Below are 19,517 nucleotides of genomic sequence, written 5' to 3'. Positions count from 1 at the left end.
CACGCAACACTATGTGCCGCAGAAGGTTTGGAACGTCTCGCTGAACACCCGCGGGGCGGGGGTGGTGTAGTCGGACCACTCGTCGCGGCGGTCGAACGGATGCGTGACAACCTCGAGCAACTTCTCGAACGGTGCGAGCTCCCCGTCGGTCGCGGCGCGTAACGCGGCATCGAGCTGATGATTGCGCGGAATGTACACCGGGTTGACGCAGTCCATCGCGTCCGCAACCTGAACCGCGGCGCGCCCCTGCCGCTCCACGACACCGCGCCACCGCTGCAACCACGGACCGATGTGCTCGCGCGGGACGAGACCGTCGAGCGGAACCGGATTTCCGCGGAGTTCGTCCGCGAGAGCACGGAAGCTGCCCGTCCAATCGGCACCGCGCTCGGTCATCAGCGTCAGCAGATCGTCGACCAACGTGCGATCGACGGGCCCACCCGCCACACCGAGCTTGGCCGCCATACCCGCCGTCCAGTGGGCGTCGTATCGCGCGTCGAAGGTGTCGAGAACTGCCGACACCGCCGCGATCGCGTCATCCGGCGTGGAATCGATCAGCGTCAGCAACGTCTCCGCCAAGCGCGCGAGATTCCACTTCAGCACCGCGGGCTGATTGCCGAACGCATAACGCCCGCCGTGGTCGATCGAACTGAACACCGCGGCCGGATCGAACGCGTCGAGGAAGGCGCACGGACCGTAGTCGATCGTCTCCCCGGAAATGGTCGTGTTGTCGGTGTTCATCACCCCGTGCACGAATCCGGTGAGCATCCACTGCGCCACCAGCGACGCCTGCGCCTCGACCACCGCCTCGAAGAACGCCACGTAGCGTGAGCTCTCCCCCGTCGCCGGCCGGTCGATCAGCTCCGGGTAGTGGCGGGCGATCGCGTAGTCGGCGAGCGGCGCCAACACCGCACCCTGCCGGACCGCGTACTCGAAGGTCCCCACCCGCAGATGGCTGGACCCGACGCGGGCGAGCACGGCACCAGGCTCGGCACCGCCCCGGAGAACCTGCCGACCCGTCGCGACCACCGACAGCGCGCGGGTGGTCGGGATGCCGAGGGCATGCATCGCCTCGCTGACCAGATACTCGCGCAACATCGGCCCGACCACTGCGAACCCGTCGCCACCCCGCGAAAACGGCGTGCGCCCCGAGCCCTTGAGATGCAGATCCACTCGCCGGCCGTCGTCGTTCACCAGCTCGCCGAGCAGCAATGCCCGACCATCCCCGAGCAACGGTACATACCCACCGAACTGATGACCCGCGTACGCCATCGCGACCGGCTTGGCGCCGGCGGGCGTCGCCGATCCGGACAGGACCGCGACCCCGTCCCCGCTGCGCAGTGCCGCCGCGTCCAACCGCATCGACGCCGCAAGCTGATCGTTGAACACGAGCAACCGCGGGTCAGCCACGTCCGCACCTCGCCACGGCACCGTGAGGGCGCCCAGCTCATCGGCGAACGTGCTCTCGAGGCCGGGCAACGTTGTGTTCGTACCCACTGCCGAATCCGGGATTGCCACCATCACTCGAGGATAGCGGCCGCACGAACCCGAGTCGGATCGTGAGACGGCCGGGAAGGCGCCGAGGGCGGTGGGCTGCGCGGTTCCGCCGGCTTGCATTCGCATCCAGAAAGGGAACAGCGGCGTCGGAGAGGATGAGGGTGCCCTCCGACGCCGCTGAATCAGGGGGTCAGTGTCTGACCGGGCAACCGCCTGACGCAGTCTTGTAATCGACCTGAAACTCTTTGATACCGTTGAGCCAGCCCGAGCGCAACCGGCGCGGATCTCCCAGCTTACTGATATCGGGCAGGTGATCCGCAATCGCATTGAAGATCAGGTCGATCTCGAGGCGCGCCAGGTTGGCGCCGAGGCAGAAATGGGCGCCCGTGCCACCGAATCCCACGTGCGGGTTGTTCTCCCGCAGGATGTCGAACGTCTCCGGATTCTCGAACGCGTCCTCGTCGAAATTGGCGGAGCCGTACAGCATTACGACTCGCTGGCCCTTCTTGATCTGCACGCCGCCGAGCTCGGTGTCTTCCAGTGCGGTGCGCTGGAACGAGTTGACCGGGGTCGCCCACCGGACGATCTCGTCGGCCGCCGTCTTGGGACGCTCCTTCTTGTAGAGCTCCCACTGATCGGGATGGTCGAGAAACGCGATCATGCCGTGCGTGATGGCATTGCGGGTGGTCTCGTTGCCGGCGACCGCCAGCAGGATCACGAAGAAGCCGAATTCCTCGGGAGAGAGCTCATTTCCGTCGATGTCCGCTTCGATCAGCGTCGTGACGATGTCTTCGGCGGGGCACTTCTTGCGCTCGTCCGCCATCTGGTACGCGTAGCCGAGAATCTCCATCGATGCGGCCTGCGGGTCGATGTCCAGTTCGGGGTCGTCGTAGCCCGTCATCTGATTCGACCAGTCGAACACCTTCTGTCGATCCTCCTGCGGCACACCCAGCAGTTCGGCGATCGCCTGCAGCGGGAGTTCACACGCCACCTGGGTGACGAAGTCGCCTGCGCCCGATGCCGCTGCGTCCTTGACGATCTTCTCGGCGCGCTCGGTGAGTTCTTCGCGCAGGCTGTTGATCGCGCGGGGTGTGAAGCCGCGGGAGACGAGTTTGCGGAGTTTGGTGTGCTCGGGCGCGTCCTTGTTGATGAGGATGAACCGCTGCATCTCGATGTTCTCACGCGGGATGTCGTCGGCGAAGCGCACGATCGCGGTGTTCTCGTGGGTGGAGAAGACGTCGCTGCGCCGCGACACCTCCTTGACGTCCTCGAGCTTGCTGACGACCCAGTAGCCGTCGTCGTGGTAGCCACCGATCTCCGGCGGCTGCGGGTTCCACCAGATCGGCGCAGTCTTCCGCAGTTCGGCGAACTCCTGGTAGGGGATGCGTTCTGCGTAGATGTCCGGGTCGGTGAAGTCGAAACCCTCTGGAAGATTGGGCTGCGCCACTGCTGTCTCCTGCCCTAGGCCATACACCACTCAGTGATGTGGAACACGTTCTACTAGCATTGAAGCACAAGCCGGGCGACGAGCAAAGGGAAGCTTATTCAGACCTTGCCCAGATAGCAGAACCTGTTCTATTTTCTGAGAACAAGGAAAGGAGCCCGCCGTGGGCACACCCGTCATCGTCGAGGCAGTTCGCACCCCCATCGGAAAGCGCGGTGGCTGGCTGTCCGGATTGCACGCCGCCGAGATCCTCGGCGCCGCTCAGCGGGGCATCCTCGACCGCTCGGGCATCGACCCCGAACTGGTGGAGCAGGTGATCGGCGGTTGCGTCACCCAGGCCGGTGCGCAATCGAACAACATCACCCGCACCGCATGGCTGCACGCCGGACTGCCCTGGCAGGTCGGCGCCACCACGATCGACTGCCAGTGCGGCTCCGCCCAGCAGGCCAACCATCTGATCGCGGGCCTGATCGCCACGGACGCGATCGACGTCGGAATCGCCTGCGGCATCGAGGCCATGAGCCAGGTGCCGCTCGGGGCGAACGTCGGGGAGAACGCCGGCCCCCGCAGGCCCGCCGACTGGGACATCGACATGCCCAATCAGTTCGAGGCCGCCGAGCGTATCGCCCGCCGCCGCGGAATCACCCGCGCCGACGTCGAGGCTCTCGGGGTGCGTTCGCAGGCACGCGCCAAGCAGGCGTGGGACGAAGGACGATTCGACCGGGAGGTGCTGCAGGTGACGGCACCCGTCGTGGACAAGGACGGCAACCTCACCGGGGAAACCCGGGTCGTCAGCCGCGATCAGGGTCTGCGCGACACCACCGCGGAGTCCCTCGCCAGGCTGAAGCCCGTACTCGAGGGCGGCATCCACACCGCGGGCACGTCGTCGCAGATCTCCGACGGCGCCGCCGCCGTCATGCTGATGGACGAGGCCAGGGCGCGCGCCCTCGGCCTGAAACCTCGGGCTCGCATCATCTCCCAGGCGCTCGTCGGTTCCGAACCCGAATTCCACCTCGACGGACCCGTCCAGGCCACCGCACGCGTCCTCGAACGCAGCGGCATGAAGATCGGCGACCTCGACCTGTTCGAGGTGAACGAGGCCTTCGCGTCGGTCCTGCTGTCGTGGGCCTCAGTACACCAGCCCGACATGGACAGGGTCAACGTCAACGGCGGAGCGCTCGCGCTCGGACACCCCGTGGGCAGCACCGGGTCCCGGCTCATCACCACGGCGCTGCACGAACTCGAGCGCACCGACGGGTCGACGGCACTGATCACGATGTGCGCCGGCGGAGCACTCGCCACCGGCACCATCATCGAGCGGATCTAGACCCGCCGATGAATGCCCCCGCTCGACCCGAGCCAGATTCCCCTCGCTCCGCTCGACCGCCGGGCCTCGACTCGAGGTGGACGGTCTCCTTCATCAAGTGGATGTCGAAGATCAACGTCGTCCTGTACCGGCGGACGGGCGGGCGACTGGGCAGCAAGTGGCGGGTCGGCAGCGCGTTCCCTCGCGGTCTGCCCGTCTGCCTGCTCACGACCACCGGACGCAAGAGCGGCGACCCCCGGATCAGCCCGCTGTTGTTCCTCGAGGACGGCGACCGCATCGTCCTCGTCGCGTCGCAGGGCGGCCTCCCGAAGCACCCGATGTGGTACCTCAACCTGCGCGCGAACCCGCAGGTGACCGTCCAGGTGAAGTCGCGGGTCCGCCCGATGACCGCCCAGGTGGCGGATCCCGGGGAACGCGCGCGCCTGTGGCCGCGGCTCGTCGACATGTACGCGGACTTCGACAATTACCAGGCCTGGACGGACCGCACGATCCCCGTCGTCGTCTGCACGCCCCGATAGAACTGTATGTACCGTCGGGTAACGGGTGCCATGCCGGAGCACTTCTTGCAGTATTGACGCGTACGGACTTGTAGGACGGCCGAGGGCGAGGAATTGCAGACATGAGTACACAGGTTCAAGATCGGATCCACGACCGTCGCGAGCTCACCGCGGTCCTGCTGCGCGCACTCGAGCAGCGCCATGCGGTTCTCGACGCCATCGTCGACAGTGAGGACCACGCCGAGGCCCTCACCACCGTCGCCGGACTCCTCGACACCACCGAGGCGTACGCGGAGGCCGTCCTCAACCTGACGTTCCGGCGGCTCACCAAGGTCGAGCGGCTGCGCATCCAGACGGAACTGAAAGACCTCGATGCCACGCTGGAATGGACCGCGAGCGATCGGCCGGCGAGCACCGGCCGGAATTTCCGTCTCCGCCCGTTCACGCAGACCGAGGAGGACGCCGCACTGTTCCGGCGCCGCTGCGTCGAGCAGGTCGACGACGCGGGCGCGCAGTGGTCCGAGGAGCGGGTCGAGAAGGAGCGTGCGGAGGGCCTGAGCCGGGTCGACGACGAGTCCGCGGCGTGGTTCGTGTGTGAGGACACCGAGGCGAACACGGCCGTCGGCATGGTGTTCGGCGAGTTGTCCGGGCGCGAGGTCGACGTCGCGATCTGGATCTCCCCCGACGCCCGGAAGAAGGGCTACGGCACCGCGGCCGTGAAGCACAGTCGTCAGGAACTCGCCGCGGAGTTCCCGGGAACGGTCCTGGTCGTCCGCGCTCCCGCCTGACCCCCAGGTGAGTGGCAAAGCGTGCGCGAGCACACTTTGCCACTCACGTGCGGTGGTCGGGGTCGCGCTGCTTGGTGACGCCCTGGGCCCAGCGGTAGTCGGGTTTGCCACTGGGCGTGCGCTGCACGGTCTCCTCCACCCACAACAGCCGCGGAATCTTGTAGCCGGCCAGACTCTGCCGCACGTGGTCCTCGAGGCCGGCGAAGTCGACGCCCCGGCCGTCGCGCGCCTGCACGACCGCGGAGACCCGGTGCCCCCACCGCTCGTCGGGGACGCCGACCACGATGGCGTCGTAGACGTCGCGGTACGCCTTCATCGCGCTCTCGACTTCTTCGGCGAACACCTTCTCGCCACCGGTGTTGATCACCATGTTGCCGCGACCGAGCAGGGTGATGGATCCGTCGGCCTCGATCCGCGCGCGGTCACCGGTGACGACGACCGATCGACCGTCGACCTCCCGGAAGATCTCCCGGGTCTTCTCCGGGTCGTTGTAGTACCCGAGCGGAACGTACCCGCCCTTGGCGAACCAGCCGTCGATCCCGGAGCCGGGTTCGACGGGACGACCCGCGTCGTCGATCACCAGCGCGTACCGCCCCGCCGGCACCCGGGGACCACCCACCTGCGTCTCCCCCTTGGTCGCGAATCCGATTCCCCCGAAACCGGTCTCGGACGCACCGATCGAATCGGACACCAGCAGCCCCGGGAAGGCGTCGAGGAACGCGTCCTTGATCACCGGGGAGAACAGTGCGGCGCCCGACGCGACGACACCGAGGCTCGACGTGTCGGTCCGGGCCGGGTCGAGGGCCTCGATCAGGGGCCGACCCATCGCGTCGCCGGTGATGATGAGGATCTGCACCCGGTGCCGCTCGACCAGCTCCCACGTCCGGTCGGCGTCGAACTTCGATTCCAGCAGCACCGTGTTTCCGCTGAACAGCGCGGTGAACGTCGGCATCATCGCGGCGGCGTGGATCAGCGGCGGCAGCGCGAACCAGAGCGTCGGCTCACCCTGCGAGCCGACCCGCGACTGCTGGAACTCGTCGTCGATCGCCTCACCGGTGTAGAAGTCCAGACCACCGGCGAGGACGCGCCAGATCGCCTCGTGCGTCCACACCACACCTTTCGGACGTCCGGTGGTGCCGCCGGTGTACATGATGAACAGGTCGTCGGCGCTGCGCTCCCCGAAGTCGCGGTCGCCGCTGCCGGACAGCGCCTCCTCGTACGGGACCGAGTCGCTGGGCAGACCGGCGCCGCCGAGATCGTCCTCGACGACGACGGTGTGCCGGATCCTCGGCAGCGAGGGCAGGACCTCCGCGATGCGCGGGGAGTAGATCCGGTGGTGGACCACCGCGTCGAGTTCCGCGTTGCCGTACACGTAGGCGAGTTCGTCGCTGGTGTACCGGTAATTGATGTTCACCGGCACCGCACGAATCTTGTACGCCGCCAGCAGCGTCTCCATGGTCTCGATGGAGTTGTGCAGGTGGACGCCGACGTGGGAACCGGCGGTCAGCCCCGCGTCCAGGAAGTGGTGGGCCAGCCGGTTGGCGCGGTCCTCCAAATCCCGGTACGTGACGCGGCGAGCGCCGCAGATCAGTGCCACCCGCTCCGGCATCACGTCGACGGAGTGCTCGAACAGGTCTGCCAGGTTGTAGGCCACGGGAGTGTCCTCTCAGACGACTGTGAGTGGGAGGGGAACTCCCCGATCGGTGAAGGCGAAGTCGGCCCCGGTGCTGAACCGGGTGAGCGCGACCTCGGGCGCCTCCTTCGCGGGCGGCTCACCGATCACGACCTCCACCGTCAGCGCCGTGTCCGTCTCCTCGACCACCCGCACGGCGAACCTCGGCGACACCCCGCGGACGAGGGCGGTCAACGGCCCGAGGTGCTCGCCGTCGATCATGGACGGCCACGCCCCGTCTTCCGACGCTCCGCACTCGCGGCCGAAGGTCACCAACAGCCGGTGGTCGAGGGAGATCGTGATGTCCACGTACTGACGGGGATTCAGTGCCGGATGCACGGCGAGGACGACGGCCAGGCCCTCGAGATCCGCGGGCAGGCCCAGCGCGTTCCGAATCCGCTCCGACGTGAGTCCCGAGATGCCGGTGAGTTGCCTACGGGCTATTGCGAGCGCGCCCGCGGCGTCGGTGCGCGCCCGCACCGCGAGCAGAAAGCCGAGGGTCAGCAGGTGCTGCTGCATACACACCTCTTCCGCGATCCGGGTGAGCGCCGAATGGGAGAAATCCGGGAACCGCAGGTCGGCGAGGAGAGCGCCCGCGTAGTCGTGCCGTCCCGGACCGCCGGTGACGATCGGCGACAGCCCGACCGTCGCCGCCCGCGACTTCCCCACCGTCACCAGCCCTTCCGGAACCGGCGGCGGCTGGTGCGCGTCGTCGATGGTGACCGTCCAGAGGCAGTGCGGTGTCCGGTCCGCCGGCCGTCGCGGCGGACGGTGCACGGGACGCACCTGCGCGTGCGGGTTGGTGGCCAGGGCGGTGGCGTCGAACGTCGGGTCCTCGATGTCGTGGCACATGGCCGTGACGTACTCGTCGCCCATCGGTTCGACATCCATCAACGCCCCGCAGTGATCCAGCCAGAACTCGCCGTGGTCGTGATCGGTGACGCGGTACCGGAAGTCCATGAACTGGGGCGGCGCGCCGATGTCGAGTTGCAGGCCCTTGAAGATCGTGACGACACCGTCGCCCTCGAACCCCAGCGCACGTTGCATCCGCCTCGCGTAGATCGGGCTCGACGCCATCCACTCCTCGATCGCGACCTGCGTCATCCCCTCGCGGCCGAACGCCCCGATCAGGTGCGGCATACCCGAGCGGTCGATGAGGTGACCGCACAGCAGCAGTTCCGGCACGAGGATCGCGAGATCCTCGCGGGACAGATTCGCGAACGACGCCGGAACCTTCACGGTGCTCACCACAGCGAGACCGGGGCCTGCCCGACCGGATACCACCCCGGCAGCCGACCGGACGTCGCGCGCTGGATCCGCGCGTTCATGCCGTCGGACATCGCGTTGTTCGTGATCATCTCGAGGAACAGGCTCGAGACGTTGCCGAAGTCGAAGAAGTCACGCTGCCAGGACCATTGGAAGTTGCCGCCGTAGCGGAACCAGCTGCCGCCGATCCCGGTGACCTGGTAGTGGGTGCCGTCGTCGCGGGTGCGTTCGGATACCTGCTTCCAGAATCCGATGACGTCGCCGCTGCGATCGTCTATGACGAACTGCTGGTACGGATACTCCCAGCCCTCGAGGCCGTCCATTTCCTGCCCGAGCGCCAGGTCGCGGATCTCGTCCCGGCCGACGGCCATGAAGTCGTCCTTCGGCCCGTAGTTCCACCCGTATGTAGCGTCCTCGGTGTACATCTCGGCCAGCGGTTTCCAGTCGCCGAGCGACTCGCACCGCTTGTTCTCGTCCACCCAGCGCTGCACCATCTCGTCGAGTTCGGCGCGGTCGAAAGGGGCCATCAGGAATCTCCTTCTGAGTCGTTGTCCGCGAGGATCCGCAGGGCCTGGGTCGGGCAGAAACGCACGGCGCTCTCGACCTCGGCGCGCAGGTGCTCGGGTGGGTCGCTGTGGAGGATTTCGACCTTGCCGTGCTTGGGGACGACGAAGACGTCGGGCGCCTCCATCTCGCACACGGCGTGGCCCTGGCACAGGTCGAGATCGGCTTCGACTTTCATCACGTGCTTCGCTTCCGGTACCTCACCGTGCAGGGCTGCTGCAGCTGCACCACCATCTTGCTGTGATCGTTACGGTACGTCTCGGACGGTTGCGCCATCTCGAACTCCCAGTCCTGCAGGAGGATCGAGAAGATCGCCTTCAGCTGCATCAGCGCGAACGCCGCTCCGACGCAGCGGTGCCTGCCTGCGCCGAACGGGATCCACGTCCAGCGGTTGACGATGTCTTCCTGGTTGGGGTCGATGTACCGTTCCGGGTCGAACGTGTCCGGGTTCGGGAAGTCCTCCGCGATCCGGTTGGAGATCGCCGGCGTCGCCGCGACGAGATCGTTCTCCGCGATCCGGTAGCCGCCGACCTCGAACTCGCCCCGCGCGACGCGTAGCAGGATGATCAGCGGTGGGTGCATCCGCAGCGTCTCCTTCAGTACCGCTTCGAGTTTCGGGATCTGGCGGAGCGCCCCGAAGCTGATGTCGGAGCCGTCCGAATAGAGGTCGTCGAGTTCGGCGACCACCTGCTTCGCGTAGTCCGGGTGGCGCAGCAGTTCGATCAGCGTCCAGGCCGCGGTGCCCGACGTGGTGTGGTGCCCCGCGAACATCATCGAGATGAACATGCCGGTGATCTCGTCGGCGGTGAAGCGCTCGTCGCCGTTCTCGTCCTTGATCGAGACGAGGACGTCGAGCATGTCCCGATCCTCCTTGCCCTGAGGTGGGTTCGCGATGCGCCCGGTCATGATCTCCTGGACGAGCGCCACCAGCTGCACCCGCGCCTCGTCCCGCCGGCGGAAGCTTTCGATGTCGGCGTACGCGTCGACATACGCGATGGGGTCGGTGCCCTGCTCGAGCTCGTGATAGAGGTGCGCGAACCGGCCGTCGAGCTGTTCCCGGAACTTCTTCCCGATCAGGCAGGCCGAGGACGTGTAGATGGTCAGCTCCGCGAAGAATTCGAGCAGATCGATCTCGCCCTCGTCTCCCCACCGCGCCACCACCCGATCCACCTCGTGGGCGATCGTCGCGGCGTGCCCCTTCATCTGCTCACCGCGCAACGCCTGATTGTGCAGCATCTCCTTGCGGCGCTCCGGGCTCGCGTCGAACACGACTCCCTCGCCGAAGATCGGCTTCATGAACGGGTAGGCGGCCTGCTGGTCGAGATCCTCGTCGGTGGAGCGGAAGAAGAACTCGTTGGCCTCGGCGCCGGACAGCAGCACCACCTTCTTGTCGGCGAGCTGGAAGACGCCGACGTTCCCGCATTCCTCCCGGACGCGGCGCATCAGCGCGATCGGGTCGGTACGCAGTTCTTCGAGGTGCCCGTGCTCGTGCTCACCGCCGGACACCCGTTGCGGAGTAACCAGATTCATTCTCCATCCTTTCGCAGGGGCGCCTCGGGCTGCACCTCGATCAGCACCATGTGCGCGCCGCGGGGCGCACCGACGGCAGCGACGACGGCGTCGGCGATCGCGGAGGCGCGCAGGAAGTACGAGTGCCGGGCGAATCCCCATTTCGCCCAGTCTTCGAGGACGGGTCCGATGACCTCCTCGGTGGTGTTCATCCCCATGGATGTCTGGGTGGGGCCGGGACGCACGACCGACGCGCGGACGCCGGTGCCCTCCAATTCCATTCGCATCTGCCGGCCCATCATCTCGACACCGGCCTTGGCGGCGTTGTAGGCGCCCATCCGGGGCCGGGGCATGTCCGCGCAGTCGGATCCGATCAGGACGAAGTCTCCGCGCGTGCGTTCGATCATGCCGGGAACGATGCGGTGCGCGAGGCGCTGCGCCCCGACGAGGTGGACGTCGACCTGCGCGAGGAACTGGTCCGGGTCCATCTCGTGCGCGACGGAGAACTCCAGGTCGCCCGCTCCCGACAGCGCGATCTCGGTGGGGCCGAGGGCTTTCTCCGCCGCGGTGACGAAGTCGTCGACCGACGCGGTGTCGGTGACGTCGAGGAAGTGCGCGAACGCTTCTCCCCCGTTGCTGCGGATCTTCCTCGCGATCTCCTCGCACTCCGCCACCCGGCGGGCACCGAGCGCGACGGGGTGACCGGCCTCGGCCAGCGCGTAGGCCGTCGCCGTACCGATTCCGGACGACGCCCCGGCGACGATCGACGGCCGACGCTGCGGATTGGGCTCGAACCTAGGCATCGCGGACCTGCACTTTCAGCGGGAGGGTGGCGAAACCGCGCACGTTGGTCGAGTGGACCCGCACACTGTTCGCCTCGTCGATGTCGTAATCGTCTATGCGGGACACGAGTTCGGTGAGGGCGATCCGCGCCTCCAGCCGCGCCATGTGGGCGCCGAGGCAGAAGTGGGTGCCGCCGCCGAAGCTCGCCAGCTTGTTGGACGTGTCCCTGCCGATCCGGTATTCGTCGGCGTCGTCGAATACCGCCGAATCGCGGTTCGCGGAGCCGATGAGGATCAGCACTTTGTCGCCGGCCGGAATCGTGCGGTCGTGGAAGTCCAGGTCGACGGACGCCGTCCGCGCGACCATCTGGCTGGACGTGTCGAACCGCAGGGTCTCCTCCACCCAGTCCGGCACCCGGCTCACGTCCTCGAACACGTGCCTGGCCTCGCCCGGATAGCGGAACCCCCAGTACAGCGCGTTGCCGAGCAGTTTGGTGGTGGTCTCGTTGCCCGCCACCACCATCAGGAACATGAAGGCGATGATTTCGTCGTCGGTGAGCCGGTCGCCGTCGATCTCCGCCTCGAGCAGGGCGGACGTGAGATCCTCGGTCGGCTTCCTGCGCCGCTCCGCCAGCATGTCGGCGTAGTAGCCGACGAGGTAGAGCGACGCCTCCATCGCCGCGTGCGGCACGTCGAGGACGCCCTCCTCGCGGTGCACCACCAGATCGGCGAGCCTGCGGAGTTCGCCGCGGTCGGCCTCCGGCACCCCCATCAGTTCCGAGATCACGTCCATCGGCAGTTTGCCCGCGAATTCGGCGATCCAGTCGAATTCGCCCGCATCGAGCGCTGGGTCGAGGTACTGCCGGGTGAGGTCGAGAATCCGGCCCTCGAGTTCGTTCACCCGCCTCGGGGTGAACCCGCGGGACACCAACTGCCGCATCCGCATGTGCCGTGGATCGTCCAGCGCGAGAAAGGACATCGTCTTGTGGGCGTGCGGACCGTAGGCCGCCGGGTCGAGCGACACCCCGTTCGCGCTCGACAGGCGCTGGTTGTCGCGGAAGGCGGCGACGACGTCCTCGTGCCGGGACAACGCCCAGAAGTCGAGTTCCGCGTTGTAGTAGACCGGTGCTTCTTCCCGCAGTCTTCGATACGTGACGTACGGATCTTCGTGGAAGCCATAGTCGTACGGATTGAACGTCACCGGATTGTGTGACACCCCGGGCATCGAGGCTGCGGTCATGGCATCTACTCCAGAATCAGTTTGGCGGAAGTTTCGAGTCGATCGGCGAATTGGGCGTAGGACCCGTATCCCATTCCCGCGCGGACCAGGCCGCCGGCGTACAGCAGCTCGAGCGCCTCGAGGACGTCGGGATCGTGGCCTTCGCCCAGCGCGGTGGCGAGACGATCACGGATCTCCAGCCCGATGCGGGCGCGGAGGTGCTCCACGTCGGGGTCGCGGCCGAGCAGCGCGTTGGTGACGGCACCGGCGAGTTCGGGTTCGTCCGCCACCAGGAGGGCGATGTGGCGGAGCACGGCGACGACGCGTCCGGTGCGATCGAGTCCCTCGTCCGCCGGTTGCGGCGAGGCGGCGAGACGCCGCCAGAAGACCTCGGCGACGAGGTGCTCCTTCGACGAGAAGTACGTGTACGCCGTCGCGGGCGCCACCCCGGCGATCCCGGCCACCGAACGAACAGTGAGCCCGGCGAAGCCCTCTTCGCGCAGTACTTCGACTGCCGCCCGGGTGAGGCGGTCGACGGTGTCGGCCTGCTTCTCGGTCAGACGGCGGCGGGTGGACTCGAAATTCATACTACTGGACACGTGTCTGGACGCTACTACAGTTATCGGCGGCTGGCAACGAAAATGGGGTCTCACACCGGACTGCGCGGGTGAATCCGCACGGGCATCGTCTTGATGCCGCTGATGAAATTCGACCGCAGCCGGGACACCGGCCCAGCGGGTTCCACGCGGTCGATCCGCGCCGCGAGGGTCTCGAACAGGATCCTCAATTCGAGCCGCGCCAGGTGGGCGCCGAGGCAGAAGTGCACCCCGCTGCCACCGAACGCGATCTGCGGGTTGGGACTCCGGCCGATGTCGAACCGGTACGGTTCGTCGAACACCGCCTCGTCCCGGTTCGCGCTCGGGTAGTAGATCACCACCTTGTCGCCGGCCCGCACCAACTGGTTGCCGATGTACGCGTCCCGGGTGGCGGTGCGCCGGAAATCCATCACCGGGGTCACCCACCGCAGGACTTCCTCCACCGCGCGGGGCGCCAGTTCGGGTTCCGACTGCAGCCGCCGCCACTGATCGGGATGATCGATGAACGCCTGCATCCCACCGGCGGTCGCGTTGCGCGTCGTCTCGTTCCCCGCCACCACGAGCAGGACGAAGAACATGTTGAATTCCATCTCGGTGAGCGTGTCGCCGTTCTCGTCCGGCTGCACGAGTTTGGTGACGATGTCATCCCGGGGCTCGATGCGACGTTGCGCGGCAAGCTCGTTCGCATACAGGAAGATCTCGGCCGCGGCCATCTCGCCGTCAGCCTGGGTGGTGCCGTACTCGGGATCGTCGAATCCGATCATCCGGTTGGACCAGTCGTACAGCCTGTCGACGTCCCCGGCAGGCGCACCCAGCAGCGCCGCGATGACCTCCAGCGGTAGCGGCGCCGCCGCCGCGGGGACGAAGTCGACGTCGCGCGCCTCGAGGAGACGATCCACGATCCGGGTGCAGATGTCGCGGATGTGCCCCTCGAGCACCTTCACCGTGCGCGGGGTGAATCCGCGACTGACCAGTTGTCGCAACCGCGTGTGGTCGGGCGGGTCGAGGTTGACGAGCATGGCGGCCTGCTTCGCGCGGGTCTGCTCGTCGAAATCGTCGATCTGGGTGGTGCCCACCGCCGACGAGAACGTCGCGCTGTCGCGGGACACGGCGACGACGTCGGCGTGCCTGGTCACCGCCCAGAATCCGGTGCCGTTCTCCTCGGGTTGCCAATAGACGGGTTCGCTCGACCGCAGGTGGTCGAAGAACGCGTAGGGCACCCCCTCGGCGTAGACGTCGGGGGATTTCAGATCAATCCGAGACGCGGTCATTCACTGCTCCTCGATCGATAAACGAATGGGATGCGTCTTAAACTACACAGTTTCATTTAGAATGGAAGACCGTATGCTGAGGCCATGGCGAAAGGACAGAACGCACCGATCCGACGTCGCACCCTCACCCGCGACAAGGTCGTCGACGCCGCGATCGAGATCATCGACGAGCTCGGCTGGGAGCAACTGTCGATGACGAGCCTCTCGGCCCGGCTGAACGTCGTCACCGCCTCGCTGTACAACCACGTGCGCAACCTCGACGACATCCGCGGCGCCGTTCAGGTACGCACCATGACGGAACTCGGTGCGCACCTGCGCGAGATCGCCATGGGCCGAACCGGTCCCGACGGCCTCCGCGCGCTCGTCGACGCGCACCGCGCCTGGGCGACCGCGCATCCGCACCGGTACCAGACACTCACCACCAGCCCCGTCGACCGCGACGCCTTCATCTCCGCCGCACTCGACGCCAACACGGCACTGCGCACGATGCTGGCGTCGTGCGGACTGCCGCCCGAGGACACCCTCGACGCCGCCGTCAGCGTTTTCGCCGCCATGCACGGCTTCGTGATGCTGGTGAACACCGACTTCCTCGGCGACGAACTGGACCTCGACGCGATCTACGAATCCGTACTGCGCGGAGCACTCGCCAGCGTCGGGTGGCCGGAGCGCACGCCCACACCGTCCTGACCGCAGCGACCATCCCCCTCCCCATTGCCGCCGCGCCGGTATCTGCCGCCGAGGCCACCGACGTCACCTACTCCTTCGGCGTCGACGGATCGACCGTCACCAACACGATCACCAACAACACCGGCGCCACCATCGGCTGCGGAACGTCCCTCGCTCCCGCCCCTGACGGGGTGCTGCCGCCTGTCCGAGACGTCCTGAGCGCCGGTCAATCCCTTTACGAGACAGGCGACATACCACCCGGGACCACCACACAGTCGGTGCTCGACGTCCCCGACGGCTCCTATGTCGCACTGGCCTCCTGCTCTCGACACGACACAGACCCGGCGATGTGGGTATCCGCCTATCCCGGACTCGAGGAATACCTGGCGCAATGGCCTGGCACCAAGTTCACCGTGGAGCAAGCGTCCACGGTCGTCGCCGTGCCCAGCATCGCTCCCGCGCCACCCGCCGCCATCCCCGACGCGAGTGATCTGGGCAAGATCTTCGGCAGCTGAGCGCATTCGTCGTCGAGAGCAAGCACCCGGCTGTGCCTGCTGGGTTTTCGTACCTTCCGCGGCTGTCCTGCCGCCTGTTCGACCTGGTCGACGGCGACGACGTCCTGCTAACGTTCGTGCAGGTCATGCAGGACGCCTGCACGCGCTGGGCCGCTGTCGGCGCCGGCAGCAGGAGGAAAAATGAGCAGCCCCGAAAATCCTGTTGCGCAACAAGACTCGGCGACAGCGACACGTCACCACGGGAGTCGCGACGACAACCTATCTGGACGAGATGCTGGGCGAACCATTCGAGGCGTTACGTTTTCACCCGCCGGAGCTGCGATCGACCAGCTCGGCACGTTCGGGACCGCCCAGAAGGAACTCAGGGATGTGCCGCTGATCCGCTGAGACTTTTCCGCCTGGGCGCGGACATTACCGCCACTAACAACCCTGGTCACGTCCTGGTGACGGTGGTGTAGTGGATGCGGAGGGGCCACCCGGCAGGAGGAGCAGGCTATGGCCGACGATCCACTCCCCGGCTGGCGGGACGGGGCGAGCAAGCAGGCGATACTGGATTTCGTCGGGCGGGTGACGGGCGCCGGCGGGTCGGGCGCCGTACCCGCCGAGGAGCGGATCGCGGTCTTCGACAACGACGGCACGCTCTGGTGCGAGAAGCCGATGCCGATCCAGCTCGACTTCATCCTGCGCCGCCTCGTGGCGATGGCGGAGGAGGATCCGGCTCTGCGTACCCGGCAGCCGTGGCAGGCGGCCTACACCCGCGACTACGACTGGCTCAACGCCGTCATCACCGATCACTATCGCGGCGACGACAGTGGAGTGAAGGTGTTCGCCGTCGGTGTGCTGACGGCGTTCGCCGACATCACCGTCGAAGAGTTCGAGGCGCAGGCGGACCGATTCCTCCGCACCACCGGCCATCCCACCCTGGGCCGCAAGTATCTGACGTGCAGCTATGTGCCCATGCGCGAGCTGCTCGACTACCTCGGAGCAAACGGGTTTCACAACTACATCGTCTCCGGCGGCGGCCGCGATTTCATGCGCCCGATCAGCCTGGACGTGTACGGCGTGCCCCGTCAGCGGGTCATCGGCAGCACCGCGTCGCTGGCGTGGACGAGCGACGGCCCCGGTGGAACGCTCCTGCACAAACCCGAGATGGACGTGCTGGTCGACGGTCCCGAGAAGCCGATCCGGATCTGGAGCCGGGTCGGCCGGAGACCTCTGCTCGCCGCCGGGAACAGCAATGGGGACGTCCCGATGCTGCAGTTCTCCGAAGGACCGGCCCGCCCTTCGTTGCAACTACTGATACGACACGACGACCCCGATCGCGAGTTCGACTATCCGGCCGGCGCCGAGCAGGCCTTCGATCTCGCGGCTACGAGGGGATGGACCACGGTGAGCATCGCGAACGACTGGGCCACCGTGTTCTCGATCTGAACGTCACGGCTACCCGCACCACCGTGCGGTCGTGCGGGTAGCCGTGACACGCGTACATCTCGACCATCAGCCACACCAGTGGCAGACAGCATGAGATCTACGCGGACGCTCAGCGCTGCACAGCCTCCAGCGTGGTGTTCAGCGTCGCGCTCGGACGCATCACGGCGGCTGTCTTCTCGCCGTCCAGCTTGTAGTAGCCGCCGATGTCGACCTGGCTTCCCTGCACCTCGATGAGCTCGCGCACGATGGTGTCTTCGTTCTCGTCCAGCGCCTTGGTGAGCGCGGCGAAGCGTTCCGCCAGTTCCTTGTCGTCGCTCTGCGCGGCAAGTTCCTGCGCCCAGTACCTCGCGAGGTAGAACTGGCTGCCCCGGTTGTCGAGCTCGCCGGTCTTGCGCGAGGGGCTCTTGTTCTCGTCCAGCAGCTTGCCGGTGGCCGCATCGAGCGTCTTGGCCAGGATCTTCGCGCGCTCGTTGTCGGTCTTGACGCCGAGTTCCTCCAGGCTGACGGCCAATGCCAGGAACTCACCGAGCGAATCCCAGCGCAGGTGGTTCTCCTCCACCAACTGCTTGACGTGCTTGGGCGCCGAGCCGCCGGCACCCGTCTCGTACATGCCGCCGCCGGCCATCAGCGGCACGATCGACAGCATCTTGGCGCTCGTGCCGAGTTCCAGGATCGGGAACAGGTCGGTGAGGTAGTCGCGCAGGATGTTGCCGGTCGCGGCGATGGTGTCCATCCCGCGGATCAGCCGCTCCAGCGTGTACCGCATCGAGCGCACCTGCGACATGATCTGGATGTCGAGGCCCTCGGTGTCGTGATCCTGCAGGTACAGTTCGACCTTCTTGATCAGCTCGTTCTCGTGCGGGCGGTACGGGTCGAGCCAGAACAGAACCGGCATGCCCGAGTTGCGTGCCCGGGTGACCGCGAGCTTGACCCAGTCGCGGATCGGCGCGTCCTTGACGGTGCACATGCGCCAGATGTCGCCGGACTCGACGTGCTGGGTGAGCAGCACCTCACCGGTCTCGACGTCCACGAAGTTGGCGTCGCCCTCCTCCGGAATCTCGAAGGTCTTGTCGTGCGAGCCGTACTCCTCGGCCTTCTGCGCCATGAGCCCGACGTTGGGGACGGTGCCCATGGTCGTCGGGTCGAATGCGCCGTTGGTCTTACAGAAGTTGATGATCTCCTGGTAGATGCGCGCGAACGTGGACTCCGGCATCACGGCCTTGGCGTCCTTGGGTCGCCCGTCCGCGCCGTACATCTTGCCGCCGGAGCGGATCATCGCGGGCATCGAGGCGTCCACGATCACGTCGCTGGGCGAATGGAAGTTCGAGATGCCGCGGGCGGAGTCGACCATGGCCAACTCGGGGCGGTGCTCGTGGCAGTCGTGCAGGTCCTGGATGATCTCCTCGCGCTGCGTGCTGGGCAGCGACTCGATCTTGTCGTAGAGATCGCCGAGGCCGTTGTTGACGTTGACGCCCAGCTCGTCGAACAGCGCCTGGTGCTTGGCGAAGGCATCCTTGTAGAAGGTCTTCACCGCGTGCCCGAAGACGATGGGGTGCGATACCTTCATCATCGTCGCCTTGACGTGGAGCGAGAACATCACGCCCGTCTTGCGCGCGTCCTCCATCTGCTCCTCGTAGAAGTCGAGCAACGCCGTCTTGCTCATGAACATGCTGTCCATGATGTCTCCCTCACCCAGCTCAACCTCGGGCTTGAGGACGATCGTCTCGCCGGCCTTCGTCACCAGCTCCATCCGGACCTTGCGCGGCCGGTCCAGCGTCATCGACTTCTCGGAGTGGTAGAAGTCGCCGTGCCGCATGTGTGCGACGTGGCTGCGCGAGGCCATCGACCACTCCTCCATGCTGTGCGGGTGCTTGCGGGCGTACTGCTTCACAGCCCGGGGCGCGCGCCGGTCGGAGTTGCCCTCACGCAGGACGGGGTTCACCGCACTGCCGAGGATCTTGCCGTAGCGCTGCCGGATCTCGCGCTCCTCGTCGGACTTGGGGTCGTCCGGGAAGTCGGGAATCTTGTAGCCCTTGCCCTGCAGTTCCTTGATGGCGGCCAGGAGTTGCGGCACGGACGCGCTGATGTTGGGCAGCTTGATGATGTTCGTCTCGGGCAGCTGCGTCAGGCGACCCAGCTCGGCGAGGTTGTCGGGGACGCGCTGCTCTTCGGTGAGGTTCTCGGGGAACTCGGCCAGAATCCGCGACGCCACCGAGATGTCGCTGGAGTCGATCTCGATGCCCGCGGCACCCGCGAAGGTGCGCACGATCGGCAGGAAGGCGTAGGTCGCGAGCAGCGGCGCCTCGTCAGTCAATGTGTAGATGATGGTCGGCGGCTTATGGGCGCTCATTAGTTGTTGTACTCCCGCGTCAGTTCGGTTAAATTTCACAGGTTCAGCGTGCAGTTATCGGATCGCGACGAGTATTAGGTTACGTTGCGACATCGCCGGGGACTTGTTCGAGGACCGGTATCGCGA

18 protein-coding genes are annotated in these 19,517 nt (G+C 66.6%); 6 read left to right on the top strand and 12 right to left on the bottom strand.

What is annotated here, in order from left to right; all coding sequences use genetic code 11:
• Nucleotides 1–9: 9 nt before the first annotated feature.
• Together ROP_RS23695 and ROP_RS23690 are read right to left on the bottom strand one after the other, a co-directional pair.
• Entirely contained in the window at nucleotides 10–1,518 is a 1,509-nt protein-coding gene (locus ROP_RS23695; RefSeq protein ID WP_050785226.1) for a protein adenylyltransferase SelO, read from the bottom strand.
• A 166-nt stretch (nucleotides 1,519–1,684) separates the two neighbouring features.
• The gene (locus tag ROP_RS23690; RefSeq protein WP_015888540.1) at nucleotides 1,685–2,941 is read right to left on the bottom strand and encodes a cytochrome P450; all 1,257 of its coding nucleotides are present in this window, start codon (nucleotides 2,939–2,941) and stop codon (nucleotides 1,685–1,687) included.
• A gap of 160 nt (nucleotides 2,942–3,101) precedes the next feature.
• On the opposite strand from ROP_RS23690, the gene ROP_RS23685 reads away from it, so the two are divergent.
• From ROP_RS23685 to ROP_RS23675, 3 genes are all read left to right on the top strand, one after another.
• Nucleotides 3,102–4,265 carry a steroid 3-ketoacyl-CoA thiolase gene (locus ROP_RS23685; RefSeq protein WP_015888539.1) on the top strand — a complete coding sequence of 388 codons (1,164 nt, stop codon included), beginning with the start codon at nucleotides 3,102–3,104 and terminating at the stop codon, nucleotides 4,263–4,265.
• An 8-nt stretch (nucleotides 4,266–4,273) separates the two neighbouring features.
• The gene (locus ROP_RS23680; RefSeq protein ID WP_015888538.1) at nucleotides 4,274–4,783 is read left to right on the top strand and encodes a nitroreductase family deazaflavin-dependent oxidoreductase; all 510 of its coding nucleotides are present in this window, start codon (nucleotides 4,274–4,276) and stop codon (nucleotides 4,781–4,783) included.
• 101 nt (nucleotides 4,784–4,884) lie between these two features.
• Nucleotides 4,885–5,550 (top strand): GNAT family N-acetyltransferase, encoded by a 666-nt coding sequence (locus ROP_RS23675; RefSeq protein ID WP_015888537.1) that lies wholly within the window; start codon nucleotides 4,885–4,887, stop codon nucleotides 5,548–5,550.
• Between the two features lie 43 nt (nucleotides 5,551–5,593).
• Here ROP_RS23675 and ROP_RS23670 read toward each other — a convergent pair whose 3' ends face one another.
• From ROP_RS23670 to ROP_RS23630, 9 genes are all read right to left on the bottom strand, one after another.
• Nucleotides 5,594–7,204, bottom strand: coding sequence for an acyl-CoA synthetase (locus ROP_RS23670; RefSeq protein WP_015888536.1), 1,611 nt, complete (start codon nucleotides 7,202–7,204; stop codon nucleotides 5,594–5,596).
• Nucleotides 7,205–7,216: 12 nt separating this feature from the next.
• A complete protein-coding gene (locus ROP_RS23665) occupies nucleotides 7,217–8,473 on the bottom strand; it encodes a hypothetical protein (protein ID WP_043825214.1) in 1,257 nt (418 codons plus the stop codon).
• A complete protein-coding gene (locus tag ROP_RS23660; protein ID WP_015888534.1) occupies nucleotides 8,467–9,015 on the bottom strand; it encodes a hypothetical protein in 549 nt (182 codons plus the stop codon). Before ROP_RS23660 ends, ROP_RS23665 begins: the two co-directional genes overlap by 7 nt.
• Nucleotides 9,015–9,230: a ferredoxin gene (locus ROP_RS23655; protein ID WP_015888533.1), complete on the bottom strand. Its 216-nt coding sequence runs from the start codon at nucleotides 9,228–9,230 to the stop codon at nucleotides 9,015–9,017. The genes ROP_RS23660 and ROP_RS23655 overlap by 1 nt, the downstream gene beginning before the upstream one ends.
• A complete protein-coding gene (locus tag ROP_RS23650) occupies nucleotides 9,230–10,582 on the bottom strand; it encodes a cytochrome P450 (protein ID WP_015888532.1) in 1,353 nt (450 codons plus the stop codon). The genes ROP_RS23655 and ROP_RS23650 overlap by 1 nt, the downstream gene beginning before the upstream one ends.
• Entirely contained in the window at nucleotides 10,579–11,364 is a 786-nt protein-coding gene (locus ROP_RS23645) for an SDR family oxidoreductase (RefSeq protein ID WP_015888531.1), read from the bottom strand. The genes ROP_RS23650 and ROP_RS23645 overlap by 4 nt, the downstream gene beginning before the upstream one ends.
• Complete coding sequence (locus ROP_RS23640) at nucleotides 11,357–12,583, bottom strand: cytochrome P450 (protein WP_015888530.1); 1,227 nt, start codon at nucleotides 12,581–12,583, stop codon at nucleotides 11,357–11,359. Before ROP_RS23640 ends, ROP_RS23645 begins: the two co-directional genes overlap by 8 nt.
• Nucleotides 12,584–12,588: 5 nt before the next feature.
• Nucleotides 12,589–13,149, bottom strand: a complete 561-nt coding sequence (locus ROP_RS23635) for a TetR/AcrR family transcriptional regulator (RefSeq protein ID WP_043825210.1) — start codon at nucleotides 13,147–13,149, stop codon at nucleotides 12,589–12,591.
• Nucleotides 13,150–13,211: 62 nt separating this feature from the next.
• On the bottom strand, nucleotides 13,212–14,429 hold the full coding sequence (locus ROP_RS23630; protein ID WP_015888528.1) for a cytochrome P450: 1,218 nt from the start codon (nucleotides 14,427–14,429) through the stop codon (nucleotides 13,212–13,214).
• Between the two features lie 84 nt (nucleotides 14,430–14,513).
• Here ROP_RS23630 and ROP_RS23625 point away from each other — a divergent pair, with 84 nt between their 5' ends.
• The 3 genes from ROP_RS23625 to ROP_RS23615 all read left to right on the top strand — a co-directional run bounded on the left by ROP_RS23625 (nucleotide 14,514) and on the right by ROP_RS23615 (nucleotide 17,041).
• Nucleotides 14,514–15,116, top strand: a complete 603-nt coding sequence (locus ROP_RS23625; RefSeq protein ID WP_015888527.1) for a TetR/AcrR family transcriptional regulator — start codon at nucleotides 14,514–14,516, stop codon at nucleotides 15,114–15,116.
• The gene (locus ROP_RS23620) at nucleotides 15,086–15,610 is read left to right on the top strand and encodes a hypothetical protein (RefSeq protein WP_015888526.1); all 525 of its coding nucleotides are present in this window, start codon (nucleotides 15,086–15,088) and stop codon (nucleotides 15,608–15,610) included. The genes ROP_RS23625 and ROP_RS23620 overlap by 31 nt, the downstream gene beginning before the upstream one ends.
• Before the next feature lie 495 nt (nucleotides 15,611–16,105).
• Entirely contained in the window at nucleotides 16,106–17,041 is a 936-nt protein-coding gene (locus tag ROP_RS23615; RefSeq protein WP_015888525.1) for an HAD family hydrolase, read from the top strand.
• Between the two features lie 109 nt (nucleotides 17,042–17,150).
• Here the strand turns inward: ROP_RS23615 and ROP_RS23610 are convergent, their stop codons facing one another.
• Nucleotides 17,151–19,391, bottom strand: a complete 2,241-nt coding sequence (locus ROP_RS23610) for an NADP-dependent isocitrate dehydrogenase (RefSeq protein WP_015888524.1) — start codon at nucleotides 19,389–19,391, stop codon at nucleotides 17,151–17,153.
• Between the last annotated feature and the right edge of the window lie 126 nt (nucleotides 19,392–19,517).

It is taken from the genome of Rhodococcus opacus B4, from assembly GCF_000010805.1.
In the GTDB taxonomy this organism is placed as follows: domain Bacteria; phylum Actinomycetota; class Actinomycetes; order Mycobacteriales; family Mycobacteriaceae; genus Rhodococcus_F; species Rhodococcus_F opacus_C.
Note: the sequence above shows the minus strand (reverse complement) of the source record. Positions and strands in the feature narration are given on the sequence as shown.

Coding starts and splice junctions, on each gene's coding strand:
- ROP_RS23695 (WP_050785226.1), bottom strand. CDS start 1,518: ATGGTGGCAATCCCGGATTCGGCAGTGGGTACGAACACAACGTTGCCC.
- ROP_RS23680 (WP_015888538.1), top strand. CDS start 4,274: ATGAATGCCCCCGCTCGACCCGAGCCAGATTCCCCTCGCTCCGCTCGA.
- ROP_RS23675 (WP_015888537.1), top strand. CDS start 4,885: ATGAGTACACAGGTTCAAGATCGGATCCACGACCGTCGCGAGCTCACC.
- ROP_RS23660 (WP_015888534.1), bottom strand. CDS start 9,015: ATGGCCCCTTTCGACCGCGCCGAACTCGACGAGATGGTGCAGCGCTGG.
- ROP_RS23655 (WP_015888533.1), bottom strand. CDS start 9,230: ATGAAAGTCGAAGCCGATCTCGACCTGTGCCAGGGCCACGCCGTGTGC.
- ROP_RS23650 (WP_015888532.1), bottom strand. CDS start 10,582: ATGAATCTGGTTACTCCGCAACGGGTGTCCGGCGGTGAGCACGAGCAC.
- ROP_RS23645 (WP_015888531.1), bottom strand. CDS start 11,364: ATGCCTAGGTTCGAGCCCAATCCGCAGCGTCGGCCGTCGATCGTCGCC.
- ROP_RS23640 (WP_015888530.1), bottom strand. CDS start 12,583: ATGACCGCAGCCTCGATGCCCGGGGTGTCACACAATCCGGTGACGTTC.
- ROP_RS23635 (WP_043825210.1), bottom strand. CDS start 13,149: ATGAATTTCGAGTCCACCCGCCGCCGTCTGACCGAGAAGCAGGCCGAC.
- ROP_RS23630 (WP_015888528.1), bottom strand. CDS start 14,429: ATGACCGCGTCTCGGATTGATCTGAAATCCCCCGACGTCTACGCCGAG.
- ROP_RS23625 (WP_015888527.1), top strand. CDS start 14,514: ATGGCGAAAGGACAGAACGCACCGATCCGACGTCGCACCCTCACCCGC.
- ROP_RS23615 (WP_015888525.1), top strand. CDS start 16,106: ATGGCCGACGATCCACTCCCCGGCTGGCGGGACGGGGCGAGCAAGCAG.
- ROP_RS23610 (WP_015888524.1), bottom strand. CDS start 19,391: ATGAGCGCCCATAAGCCGCCGACCATCATCTACACATTGACTGACGAG.